The following is a 13,210-nucleotide window of genomic DNA, read 5'->3' as shown; positions in this document are numbered from 1 at the left end:
CGATCAACAGGGATATCTGATGCTTCAGTTTGAGATTTCTAAGTGAGCGCATTCATATCTCCACTCGTTTTACGATATTTGGAAGGTGTAGAACCCATATTCCGTTTAAATACCTTATTGAAATAGAAATAATCACTATAACCTACACTCTTACATATCTCTGCAATGGACAGATTGCTATTCTGAAGCAATTCAACAGCCTTTTTCATCCGCAAATCGGTCATATATTGGGAAAATGTCATTCCAGTAACCCTTTTAAACAATTCACAGCAATAGCTCACATTAATAAAAAACTTCGCGGCCAGATCCTTTAAAAAGAGTTCTTCATGAAAATGCTTATTGGTGTAGTGTAGCAGCTCTTTAAATTTCTGATTGGCATCCCCAAGCTGATCCGGTTCCGGGTACGACAATTGTTCAAAAACATATTCACCGAGCATTTCCAGATCCATGAACTTTTCCTTCATTTCACTATCATCCAGGAACTCAAAATCCATGACCCGGCTGCTGCTTTCTTTACCTTTTGAAGCATGCAGGACAATTTCATTCCACAAAAACACGGCATCCTCAATCCCTAACTGGTATGCAGCAAAGAAATCCGACATCCGGGATGTGAATTCCTTCATACTCCTGTATTGGGCCCTTTCGAGTCCATCAATAAGCTCTTCCGCAAATTGTTTGACAAGATTTTTTTTACCCTTGCTGTATTGTGAAATCCGTCTTGAACGGTCAATGAAACAATCATTACTCGCGATATCAGACGTTTTTAAGAGCATAGAGATATAATCTTCCCGGTCGACGGACAAACTAATCCCTGCCCTGTCCACGACATTCTCGTTGGAAGTGAGACTGCGATAGATCAACGCGCTTTGATCTGCATCACTATTAATAATGAACACACATTTTTTCGGGCCCAATTTCATGGTTGTGAGCTGCACTTTACTTTCTAATTCCAATAAACCCGTATCATCATATTCAGCGCTTTTAAAATACACCGTTACAACCTGATATCTTCTGTAGGGCTTAATACGCAACCGGGAGTTTAACAGCTGCTGGATATCCTTGTTCTCTTCAAGCAAGGAAATGTAAAAGCTTAAATCATTGGTGCTGCGCTTGTTCTCCAGCTTCTTATACAGCTTGTCCAGCATTTCCTGCGCCTTGTCCATATCCAGAGGCTTTAACTGATAATCCATTGCACCTTCTTGTAAGGCTTGCTGCACATAAGAGAATTCAGCAAATCCGCTGATTACAACAAAATCCACATCCCTTTCCTGTGCTCTCGTCCTTTGCATCAGCTCAATCCCTGTCATGTCAGGCATACGAATATCTGCAAAGACAACATCGGGGTATTCTTCACAAATCACCTCTAACGCTTTAAGCGGCTCTGTTGTTTCGCAGATAATTTTAAATTTGTTTCCGTTGCGCTCAATTAATTTGCGGATGCCAATCAAAGCCCAAGGTTCATCGTCCACGATGACTACACGATACATACAGGGTTCACCACATTTCTGCCGGATAGTATCTGAAAGGGGAAATCTTTATCCTTAGGACAAAGAGTTCCCCTTCTATGACTATTTACAATATAACATACCCGTTCTTATTGCTTGTCGAAATTCGCCTTTGCTGAAGGCAGCAATTCCGGTTCGCTCTTCAGACCCTCAAAGTCCTCCGGTGATAACATTTGATCTTTATGTTCTGCATAATACTCACTGTAGTATGCGTCTACAGCTTCACCGCCAGCTTTATTCCAGGCCTCTTTCGCTTCTGCAACTGCTTGTTCTGCCGTCTTGCCTGTATCTGCAAGTGATTTCAGGAAGATTTCATCAACGACTTTTAATCCATTCGTCTCCTGCAAGAGCAATTCAGAAGCAAGTGCCGGTAACGTTTGCTGCCATTTTCTTGGATCAGTAGTGCCAGGTTTGTTTGCAATTTGCGCCATTTTATAGTATAGAACCCCAAACTCCTGTAATAAAGGGTCGCTCGATTTGAGATACGAGTTATAATATTCATTCGCTAAAGGACTAATGGAATCATCCGTTAAATCAAAGGTTCTAATGATACTGTAATCGGCTGCGTAATCGTATTCAATTTTATTCTTCTCCGGATCCACAACAACAACGGTACCTTCAGCATCCCGCTTTTTATATACGCCATCCGGTCCGTTTACCAAATAGTCGGAAACTTTAGGATCGGTCAGCCAGTTAATGTATCTGGCGGCAGCATCAGGATCTTTGGTTGCTGAATTTATGAAGCCTACAATGGATGGTCCGCCATTGACATACCCTGTGAAGGAGCCATACTTTGTCGCAGGCAAATCAAATGCCTCCAGTTTGCCCGTTGGATTATTCTGTTTGAAGTTCACAAATGTCGGTGAATTCAGTTGACTAAGTTTCCCTGTAAGGAAAATACCAACCTTGCCATTGGTGAAATCTGTAAGTGCTTTATCCCCTTTATCAAGCAGGAAGTCCGGATCTACAGTCTTTGCATCCACGATTTGTTTCGCAAAGGTAATCCAATCCTGCTTCCGGTCCCATACATTGGTCAGCTTGCCATCTTCGATCGCATAACTCTCCGGATTGCCAAAGCCAAACATGTGAGCAAGTACTCTTCGTGAATCCGAGTTCATTGTTGTTCCGTAAGTATCGTTCTTTCCGTTTCCATCAGGGTCCTGCTCTGTGAACGCCTTTGCTACTGCAAGCAGTTCTTCCGGTGTCTTCGGTACAGAAAGATTTAACTTCTCCAGCCAGTCTGCACGGATGACAGCAGTATGGTTGGGTGAAACAGGGGATATTGTTCCCACGGTGTAGATTTTACCATTTGTTGTAGTGAGCTTTTGCAGCGCCGGGTTTTCATCCAGAATCTTCTTGTAGTTCGGCATTTTGGCCAGCAGATCCTCTGTGATTTCCAGTGCTTGTCCTTTAGCAATAAACGGCCCCACATCTTCATAGTTGGCTACGACATCCGGTCCCTCACCTGCTGCGAACAGCATGTTCATTTTCTGCACAGCTTCTGTCCGGGGCACGATGACAAATTCAACTTCTTCAAACGGTGCATTTTCCTGAATCCATTTGGTCCAGCGGTTATTATCATACGTACCTTCTGATGCCGGAATGAGTCCCCGGTCATAGACCATAACGCTGACTTTACCTTTTCTTTCTAAGCCGGCAGGGGTAAGGTTTGCCACCTTGTCAGGTTCTTTCGTTGCGCTGGCTGTAGTGTTGTTTGTAGTGCTGTTTGCAGCCTTATCTCCAGCGTTGTTGTTTGAATTGCTGCATGCTGTGAGACCAGTAGAAACGGCCATCATCAGCGTTAATGCAGCCACACCCAATACTTTCCTCTTCATACGTTTGCTGCCTCCCTTTTTTCGGAACAAAATAAGTATCGAAATTGAAATCGCTTTCGATATATATGTGAAGAATACGATTTGTGACCGTATCCTTTACAATCCTGTCTCATTAGCCTTTAACCGAACCGAGCATAACACCTTTAACAAAATATTTTTGCAAAAACGGGTATACAATTAGCATAGGCACTATCAATACAACAACACCTGCCGATTTAACAGATTCCGAAATGACCTGATTTGCACCCGCTACCTGATTCAGATCTACACTGGTACCAAGTTTTATTTGTTCAAGCTGGAAAACCATCTGTTGAATGAGCACGGGTAATGTATAACCCCTTGAATCGTTGATATACATCAGTACTTTCAGGAACATGTTCCAATACGTTACCCCGTAAAAGAGACACAACGTAGCAATCACTGCTTTGGACAGCGGAAGATACATCTGAAGCAAAATCCGCCATTCGGAACAACCGTCGATTCTGGCTGATTCGTCTATTTCATCAGGAATGTTCTCGAAGAAAGACTTCATGATTAACATATTGTAGGGACTGATCAGCGTTGTTAACCAAATGGACCAATAGGAATTCATCAATCCAAGCTCTTTTACAAGCAGGTAGGTTGGGATCATTCCACCACCGAACAACATGGTGAAGACAATGAAGAAGGTGATTTTCTTTCTAGCAAACAATTTCTTTTTGGATAACGGATACGCACAGATTATCGTGAAAATCATACTAAGTGCGACCCCAACCCCGGTTACAACAACACTATTCCAAACATATTTAAACAAACCCGTGGATACAGTCAATACTTTATAGGCAGCAGGTGTGAAATCAACTGGCCATAAATATACTTTTCCTGATTCTATAGCTGCACCGCTACTGAAGGAAGTAGCAACGATATACAGGAGCGGCATCAGACAAGTAAGCGATACCAAAAAAATCACGATATTGTTAATAGTATAAAACGTTTTCTCTCCAGTGGAAATTTTCAAAGGCCTGTCCTCTCTTTCAAATGGCTGGTTTGCTAATGGTTTAGAACAAAGCGTTATCTGACTTCTTAGCAATTTGATTAGCCAGAAGCACAAGTGTCAAGCTGATGACAGAATCAAACAATCCCATGGCCGTAGTTATGCTGAAATTCCCCGATTGTATCCCAAATTCATAAATATATGTGGACACGACATCCGAGATATCCCTGACCATTGCATTCTGCAGCACATAAATACGATCAAAACCGACTTCCATAATCTTGCCGGTGGCTAATATAAACTGCAGAACGATCACTGGGATCAAACATGGAATCGTGATCTTGGTAATCTGCTTCCACTTGTTAGCGCCGTCTACAACCGCAGCCTCATAATAGGAAGGATCTATACTCGATAGTGCAGCCAAGTAGATAATGGTATTGAATCCTGTATCCTTCCATATCCCGGCTCCCAGATAGATGGACATCCACGACGTATGATTAAACATAAACTGGAAGGGTGTCCCGCCAAGGGCTTCAATAATAAAATTGATTGGACCATTATTAGTGGAAAAGATGTTAATAATAATTCCGCCTACGATGATCCAGGAGAAGAAGTGTGGTAAATAAAGAACCGTTTGTGTTGCTTTTTTAAAGAACTTGCTTCTTACTTCATTCAGAAGAATAGCTAAAATAATCGGGAATGGGAACGATGTCACCAGGGTAAGCAGGCTTATCACCAAGGTATTCCGTATAATCCCTACGGTTTGCGGCTGGGCAAATATCATCCGGAAATTGCGGAGCCCCACCCATTCGCTTCCCATAATACCATCAATAAATCTGTAATCTTTAAAGGCGATGACCAGGCCAAACATGGGGCCATAGCTAAAAATAGCAAAGACCAAAAGCGGTAAAATCAACATACTGTATAAGGGTATATTCTCTTTAATTCTCATTTTTCTCTGTAGCTTCATAGAATCTGTCATCAAGTTCTTTCTCTGTAGCTTCACAGTATCTGTCTTCAATTACTTTCCCTCCTGCAGCGATAAATTCAATGATGAAAACGTTTTATTGAATATGCACTCCAATCTCTTATGATGTTTTTATTGTATGGCAGAAACACATGAAGAAAAATGTAATATTATCGTTTCTTTTATGGAAATTGTTCATAAATAAGAGCCCCGCAACCGGTGTCAACACCGTGCTGCGGGGCTCTTTAATTACTGTTATCAGTCTATTCGCGGCATACGTTTAGCAATCTGCGCGGGTGATCCCGAACCGGCGGCCAACGGTGATAGACGGACCTGGAAGTGGAAGTTCTCCGCCTTCAGCACATACTGCGGGAGCACGCCGGGACCACAGCTGGCGCTGCCCAGCCCGTTCTGCGCAAGATCGAGATGCAGGTAGATGCGGCCTCGTTCGTGCAGCTCAAATGTATGACGCGCCTTCTCCAGATCCCCGCTTGTATAGCGTCTTGCTGTGAAATCAAACTGCGGCGAACCCGCTACGAGCAAACCTGCCCCGTGCTGATTCGTCAGCGCGAGCCAGCGTGTATCGGTGCGGTTGCCATTCTCCTGCGGCACGATGTACTCGGTAAAGAGTCCGCGCACCGTTTGCTGATAGATGCCGAACTTCGCCGCCTGCTTCGAGTCCGCATACGCCTCGCCAGGACCGCGCCCGTACCATTCAGCCCGCTCACAATCGTCCGGCAGCGCCAGCCGCAGCCCGATGCGCGGCAGCGTCTCCGGAGCGCCGCTGCCGTCAATCGATCCGTTAACACTGGCCATCACGTCCCCGTTTGCATAAATCGTGTACGTATATACCGTGTCGACCGACCACTTTAGAATCGGCGGAGCCACGCGTACCCTGCAGGTGACCGTCACAGCCGATCCGCTGACGTTACTGCTCCAGTCCACACTGATTACCCGGTGCTGGAGCCAGTGCAGCCCGCTCTTCTTCCATAGCACTGTTGCACGCTGGTCATTATCAATGGAGGTTCTCCAGTCACCTATCGGCCGCATATCATTATCCGTTGGAGCACGCCACAGATATAGTCTTGGCCCTTCCTCCAAAAGATGCACACCAGCATGTTTCCATCCGGCAATAACACCATAAATACGGTCAAACTGAAGCTCGAAATCACTTCCCTGCACTTCAAGCATCATACCATTCTCCTTAACGGATAAAGGCGCGAAGCCGGATAGTTCTACCGCAGGCTGTAGCTCCGATTGATATGGCAGTTCAAACTGGGCCCAGGCAACTTCGAAGCCTGCTTCTGCCCAAGCCGTATCAGCGGCAAGCAGCACGCTGACATTCAGCCAGTAATCCGTTGCCGGCTGCAAGAGGTCCGGCAATGTATAACTGATTGTTACGGTGCCCGCTTCTCCCGGCGGGATCTCAGGCAGCCCGCTTGTACCCGAGCATAAGACTTTGCCGTCTGCCGTTACATTCCAGACCAGCTGCAGATGCTCCAGGTGCAGGAAATCGTAGCGGTTCGTAATTTTCAAGAGTCCAGCCCGCAGATCCTGCCCTTCGATTACAACCGGCTCCATCACCTTTTTCAGCTCCAGCAGTCCAGCAGATGGCACACGATCCGGGTTCACGAGACCATCAATGACGAAGTTTGAATCATTCGGGTGGTCATCGAAATCGCCACCATAGGCGAAGAATTCTTGACCGTCCGCTGTCTGCTGCCGGATGCCCTGATCGACCCACTCCCACACGAAGCCACCCTGTAACCGCTTATAGGTGTAGAAGACATCCCAATACTCCTTTAAGCCGCCAGGGCCATTCCCCATGGCATGCGCATACTCACATACGATATGGGGCTTGCCTAGATCTTCACGCTGGCCCAGCTCATGCAGCTGCCAGATCCTGTTATACATGGTGCTGAATACGTCGGCGGTCGCAGCTTCTCTGTCTTCCGCATAGTGGACCAGCCGCGTTGGGTCATGCTTCTTGGCCCACCGGTACATCGCTGCGTGATTACAGCCATAGTAGGATTCATTGCCAAGCGACCAGAGGATGATCGAGGGATGATTCTTGTCACGCTCAATCATCCTTTCGATCCGGTCTACATAAGCGGCCTCCCAATCCGGGTCATCGCTTAATTGATTGGAGTTATCTGTCCGGTGGAAGCCATGACATTCCAGATCGGCTTCATCAATAACGTAAAGGCCGTATTCGTCACACAGGTCATAAAAGCGCGGATCATTCGGATAATGTGAGGTTCGGACAGCGTTAATATTATGCCTTTTCATCAGCAGGACGTCTTTAAGCATGGAGTCCAGCGGTATTGTTCGCCCAAGGTCGGGATGATGATCATGCCGGTTAACGCCTTTGAACTTTATAGGTACCCCATTTACCAGCAGCAGGCCGCCCTCCAGCCCGATAGAGCGGAATCCAACGCGCGCTGACGTTACCTGTACAGTTTCGCCAATGACCCTGATCAACAGCTTATATAAGTACGGATCTTCCGCAGACCATTTCCTCGGGCTCACAACCGGGAGCTTAAAGACGAGCTCGCGTTCATGCATCAGCTCATCACCGGTTATACATTGCTCCGCACGGCCATCATTCACAGCCTTCCCATTGGCATCGAACAGCTGAAGCTCGAGCCGCAAATCTTGAGCTTCAGCTGTTGTACTGCGAAAGCGCAGGCTGACCTCAAGCGCCGCATCACGGTAGTCGTTATCAAGCAGGGTCCGGACCGTATAATCATACAAATGTGTTTGCGGGGCAGCCGTCAAATAGACGTCACGGAAAATGCCGCTCAGCCACCACATATCCTGATCCTCAATATAAGAGCCGTCCGACCACTGCATGACGCGGACTGCAAGGACGTTCCTCCCTTCGCGGACAAGTTCGGTAATATCGAACTGTGAAGGCATACGGCTTCCTTTACTGAAGCCCGCTTCCTGTCCATTTACCCAAACGAAGAATGCACTGTCCACGCCTTCGAAATTCAGCGTAATGCGCTGCCTGGCCCAGCCGGCCGGAACCGCAAATTCACGGCGGTAAGAACCCGTCGGATTCTCGGTCGGCACAAGCGGCGGCACAACCGGGAACGGATAGACAACATTCGAGTAATGAGGACTTCCGTAACCGTGCATCTGCCAGCAAGACGGCACAGGCAGGTCATCCCAGCCGCTCACGTCGAAGACATCCAGGTGAAAGTCCGCTGGAGCATGCGCAGGTGTAAGAGCATAGTTGAATTTCCAATTCCCGTTTAACGGCATAAAGTACGGAGACAGGCTCCTTTCATTACTTAGAGCATTTTCGTCATCACCAAAGGGGATGAATGCAGCTCTCGCCGGAAGCCGGTTCCGCTGCAGCAGTCTGTGATTTTCCCAGTCGTTCTTCATAGCCAATTCAATACCTCCGAATAATAATATTTATATAGGAAAGCCGGACCGCCATGAGCGATCCGGCCTTTTGACTTCACATAAAGGATTCGTTGCAACCCATCCGCACTATTCGTTAGTTCTTAGGCTCCATAAGTATCAAAGCCTTTAATGACTTCATTGCAGGCAGCCGCTGCAAAGATTGCTTCAATCAGAATCTGCACACGCAGCACTTCAGCATTCTTTACGATGGGTTCAGCTGTGTCTTCAATTACGGCTACAAAATTACTGTAGAATCCGTCTGGTAGTTCAGCGGCTGGAGGCAGCGCTTCAGTAATTGCCGCTCCTTTTCTGGGCGGAGCCATCGTCTTGGTGAGCCCTACGCCGGCGCGGACCGGAGCCGGCTCCCTTTGCTCACTTTCCCTGTTCCTCGTAACGATCCTTCCGTTCAGGAACCAGTCTTCAATTACAGCGGAACCTTCTGTCCCCTTCACATACCATCTCGGGAGAGGGATAAAGTTGGTCGTCCCAACCTCAACAATGGCTTTGATACCATTCTCAAATTGCAGAACCGCTTCAAACCCATCGTCGACTTCGTTGCCAAGGATATAACTCATAGTGCTGAAGACGCTGACCACTTTACTGTCAATCATGAACAGCAGCTGGTCGAGCAAATGCACTCCCCAGTCCAGCAGCATGCCGCCGCCATGTTCCTTGACATGCCGCCAGTCGCCCGGAATACCGTTCGCCCCGTGTACGCGGGATTCAATCTGGAATAAAGCTCCAATGGTTTCCCTCTCATACATTTGCCTGATTACACGGAAATCCTCATCCCAGCGCCTGTTCTGATGCACCATCAGCACACGGCCGGCTTTATCAGCTGCAGCAATCATCGCTTTAAGTTCTTCCGAAGACATCGCTGCCGGCTTCTCACAAACGACATGCTTGCCGGCTTCAAACGCGCGGATGGCGATTTCTTTGTGGACCTCATTAGGCGTGGCAATTACTACAACTTCAACAGAAGAATCAGCCAGCACTTCCTCAAAGCTCTTATAAGCCCTGAAACCAGCCTGCACGGATGCTTCCTGCCGTGCTTCCAGCAGGTCGAACGAACCCGCTACCTCAAGCTGCCCGTTCTCCCTGATCAATTGACCATGAAATTTCCCCATGCCGCCATAACCAATAATGGCTACAGTATGTTTGTCTGAACTCATGCATTCCACTCCTGTTTATCTAATAGTTCTGTAATCATGTTAATCTTATTAATAGTGATATTAGTGAAAAGTAATATTGGACGTATTCGGGCCGATATCAATTAACCCCTGGGTAGCGCTGGTGATCTTCTTGCCGTTCATTATCAAATCAGTGATGGTTACATTGGAAACCTTGCTGGAGCTATCATAACCTTGAATGAAGGAATGATAACTGCCGATATTCTCAAAACTGACGCGGGTCAGTTCTATATTGCTGACCGGGGCAACCTCGTCACTGCCATATTTAGCCGTCCAGATAAGAATAGGGGCTGTCCTGAATTGGCCGGAGGTTCCGTTATTATGAATTTTCTCCGTGCGGATATCGATGAAATGAATTCCGTCCCATACCCCGTTTCCTTGGTCGTGATCCACGCTGACGCCCCGGTAACCCTGGATCACGTCAATATTCATAAACCAGATATCACTGACCGCTGCCCGTCCTTGCATGCCGACCTTGGTACCCGCAGATTCGGTAAAAGCAACCGAATTTTTGTATACAACATCCGTCATCGGTTCTTCCGAGGAGGATTTCGCGTCAAATACATCATCGCCGGTATAGCCGAAGCATTGATCCACAACTGCGTGGGAAGTATTGACCAGATCAAAGCCATCGCCATGGATCCAGTTTACGTTATTAATAATCTTTACATTTTTGATGTTGACGTTAGTAGCGTCTTGAATCCTGAAATTCCAGGTGGTTCCATCTCTCAGGGTGATACCTTCGAACGTCAGGTTATTCGGCTTGGTTTCGCCGCCACTTTTGGATGAAGAGATGATGTTCTCACGGTTCGGCCCGCTATCGCCCGTTGTAAGTGTAGTCCCATTGGAGTCGATCATCCCTCTGCCTTTGATCGCTACGTTCGATTTCCCTACGATACGGATGTTGGCTGCGGGAAAAACATTTCCGGAGAAATCATAATCGTTAACATCTGATGACCCGCGAAGTATGGCACCGGCAGCTAAGTAGAGCGTAACGTTGCTTTTCATCTCAAGTTGAGAGAACTTATAAGTCCCCGCCGGAAAATACACAGTACCGCCGCCGGAACGGGCATTTGCGTCATTGATGGCTTGTTGGATTATGGATGTCATTAAATTACCGCCCGAATTATCCACACCCGAATAATCATTGATGCTCTTTACACTCCCGCCATTGGGCGAGGGTCTGTCTGTTTCTGGTGGGTCAGCCATAATGACCAGGTTCTCCAGGTTATTGATCTTGATCACTAAGTACCGCGATCCGGCTTGCGGAAGACTGAAGGTTAAGTCCTTGCCGCTTACCGTTGCCTGAATGCCGTAACTGTGAGGGCTGATGTCATAGGCGTTGATGTTTTCTGAGGCTGTTACTTTGAATGTAGCCGTACCAGAATAAGCAAACTGGGCAAACGAATAATCAAACTGCCTGGCAACCCTAACCGTAGTCGAATCAACCTTCAAAGTGTAGGCCGAACTTGTACCGAAGTGAGAAGGATACGTTGTGACTGTCGCAGCCGAAGCAGGTGGAGCCCAGCTAATAGTTAAACTGAACATTAGAGCAGCAACAAGGATCATTTTCTCAAACACATTTCCGGCCCGCCATTTCGCTTTACTGAAATACATAATCATTTCGCCTCCCGTTTACTTGTAATAGAAATAAATAAATAAATTAGCACAGCCTCCATTCCGGTAAGCGTTTTCAACCATTTTCATTTTATGGCAGATCCTCAACGATAAAAATGTATTCGTTTCGTTTCTTTTATGCAAAATTATCGGTGAGCACATTAGTATGCAGCACAAAAAGAGCCCGCAATCTTGCCGGGCTCTGTAAATAGTTTTACCTCTACAATCCTTTGTCAGACCTGGATGTAACACATACACCCGCTGTATAGTTGCCCTCAATAATCCACGCTTCAGCGGTATCCGCTAGTACCTCTCCACACATGTTTAGACCCGTAAATGTAACATTCTTTACAGCATTCGTGTTACTTGAGCCGTAGATATGAATGGGGTTATATGCCGATCTCTCGAAAAGAACCCCATCTATATATACATCAGATACAGGTGCTGTCCGCGCTTCAATCTCTACAGGAATACTTCTGCCCATGGAAGTAAAAACAAAGCTTTCCACCCTTGTATTTACAAAATGGATATCGTGCATCTGCTGATTGCCCGAGGTTGCTTCCACTACAATGCCGCGCCGTGCCTGAATGACATCATTATCCTCAAACCATACATCATACATTGGGCTTAAGGACTGCAAACCTGCCTTGAGGCCGGCACAGGATGAAAATACAATATTGTTCCTAAAACGCACATTATACATGGGAAAATGATTTTTCGTTGATTTTGCACAGAGTGCATCATCTACAGTCATGACAAAGTTATTTTCCGCGAGAGCATTTCTTGTTCCGCATAGATCTATACCGTCATTCATAATTTTATACTGGTATGGATTTTTATGATTAATAATCTTCACATATCTTACTGTAAATCCTTCACCGCCTTGAATACCGTTAATAGTCCAGGTTGTTGAGTCCTTTATAATGATGCCCTCTATCGTTACATGATTGGAGAAGTTACCCACTATAACGTTTCTTCTGTATCCAAGATAGGTTGGCGATGCAGAATTCTTATCCATAATCGCGATCCCGCTGGCATCAAGTACACCACGCCCCAATATCTTAGCATTAGGTGCATGGTCAATCCTTATCATCGGATCTATAAAGATTTTCCCTTCCCTGCTGGTCGTATATTTATATAGGCTTCTGTCCGGATTCGACTTTATCACTGCCCCGCCCTGCAGGTACAAGGTAACATTACTCTTCATAAACAGAATATCCTTCACTTTATACACACCTGCGGGAACATAGACCACTCCCCCGCCGGCGGCAGAGGCATCATCAATTGCTTGTTGTATAATCTCTGTAACATCGCTCATCCAAGTGTTGTCTGCATAATAAGGTGAATCCTTTAGATTATAAACACCTGTCCCCGAGGGTGGCGGGGCATTGCTCTCCAAAGGGTCAGCCAGAACGACCAGCTTCTCCAAGTCATTCATCCGAATAACCAGATAGGTTGGCTTCTCAGCATTACTATTAATAGTGAACGTCAGCTGATTCCCGCTTGCAGTCCCGGTTATCCCCAAACTATGGGGGCTTATATCAAAACTAGTAATAGGCTGATTTGCCCTGACTGTCAATAGGGATGTTCCCGAGCAGGAAAAGTGAGCATAATGGTAGTCCAAAAACTTTTCTACCAAAACAGGGGTGCCGTCTACATGTAAATTATAAACGGAGCTTGTTACCGTATATGTGGGTTGCGTATACGAA

Annotated in this window: 8 protein-coding genes; all 8 read right to left on the bottom strand. The window is 46.4% G+C overall.

The window, feature by feature from the left end; genetic code table 11:
* Positions 1-38 precede the first annotated feature (38 nt).
* The 8 genes from PBOR_RS12920 to PBOR_RS12885 all read right to left on the bottom strand — a co-directional run bounded on the left by PBOR_RS12920 (position 39) and on the right by PBOR_RS12885 (position 12,939).
* Positions 39-1,487, bottom strand: a complete 1,449-nt coding sequence (locus PBOR_RS12920; protein ID WP_042212166.1) for a response regulator transcription factor — start codon at positions 1,485-1,487, stop codon at positions 39-41.
* Positions 1,488-1,594: 107 nt separating this feature from the next.
* Positions 1,595-3,340, bottom strand: a complete 1,746-nt coding sequence (locus PBOR_RS12915) for a type 2 periplasmic-binding domain-containing protein (RefSeq protein WP_042212164.1) — start codon at positions 3,338-3,340, stop codon at positions 1,595-1,597.
* A gap of 112 nt (positions 3,341-3,452) precedes the next feature.
* The gene (locus tag PBOR_RS12910) at positions 3,453-4,337 is read right to left on the bottom strand and encodes a carbohydrate ABC transporter permease (protein WP_042212162.1); all 885 of its coding nucleotides are present in this window, start codon (positions 4,335-4,337) and stop codon (positions 3,453-3,455) included.
* Between the two features lie 40 nt (positions 4,338-4,377).
* Positions 4,378-5,334: an ABC transporter permease gene (locus PBOR_RS12905; RefSeq protein WP_245648144.1), complete on the bottom strand. Its 957-nt coding sequence runs from the start codon at positions 5,332-5,334 to the stop codon at positions 4,378-4,380.
* Positions 5,335-5,538: 204 nt separating this feature from the next.
* Positions 5,539-8,673, bottom strand: coding sequence for a beta-galactosidase, LacZ type (lacZ, locus tag PBOR_RS12900; protein WP_042219341.1), 3,135 nt, complete (start codon positions 8,671-8,673; stop codon positions 5,539-5,541).
* A gap of 122 nt (positions 8,674-8,795) precedes the next feature.
* On the bottom strand, positions 8,796-9,866 hold the full coding sequence (locus PBOR_RS12895; protein ID WP_042212159.1) for a Gfo/Idh/MocA family oxidoreductase: 1,071 nt from the start codon (positions 9,864-9,866) through the stop codon (positions 8,796-8,798).
* A 60-nt stretch (positions 9,867-9,926) separates the two neighbouring features.
* Complete coding sequence (locus tag PBOR_RS12890; RefSeq protein WP_042212158.1) at positions 9,927-11,501, bottom strand: glycosyl hydrolase family 28 protein; 1,575 nt, start codon at positions 11,499-11,501, stop codon at positions 9,927-9,929.
* 220 nt (positions 11,502-11,721) lie between these two features.
* Positions 11,722-12,939 carry a glycoside hydrolase family 28 protein gene (locus tag PBOR_RS12885; protein ID WP_157764021.1) on the bottom strand — a complete coding sequence of 406 codons (1,218 nt, stop codon included), beginning with the start codon at positions 12,937-12,939 and terminating at the stop codon, positions 11,722-11,724.
* Positions 12,940-13,210 lie beyond the last annotated feature (271 nt).

The sequence above is a fragment of the Paenibacillus borealis genome (genome assembly GCF_000758665.1).
Lineage (GTDB): Bacteria > Bacillota > Bacilli > Paenibacillales > Paenibacillaceae > Paenibacillus_AQ > Paenibacillus_AQ borealis.
Note: the sequence above shows the minus strand (reverse complement) of the source record. Positions and strands in the feature narration are given on the sequence as shown.

Coding starts and splice junctions, on each gene's coding strand:
- PBOR_RS12895 (WP_042212159.1), bottom strand. CDS start 9,866: ATGAGTTCAGACAAACATACTGTAGCCATTATTGGTTATGGCGGCATG.
- PBOR_RS12885 (WP_157764021.1), bottom strand. CDS start 12,939: ATGAATGACTTGGAGAAGCTGGTCGTTCTGGCTGACCCTTTGGAGAGC.
- PBOR_RS12890 (WP_042212158.1), bottom strand. CDS start 11,501: ATGTATTTCAGTAAAGCGAAATGGCGGGCCGGAAATGTGTTTGAGAAA.
- lacZ (WP_042219341.1), bottom strand. CDS start 8,673: ATGAAGAACGACTGGGAAAATCACAGACTGCTGCAGCGGAACCGGCTT.
- PBOR_RS12920 (WP_042212166.1), bottom strand. CDS start 1,487: ATGTATCGTGTAGTCATCGTGGACGATGAACCTTGGGCTTTGATTGGC.
- PBOR_RS12915 (WP_042212164.1), bottom strand. CDS start 3,340: ATGAAGAGGAAAGTATTGGGTGTGGCTGCATTAACGCTGATGATGGCC.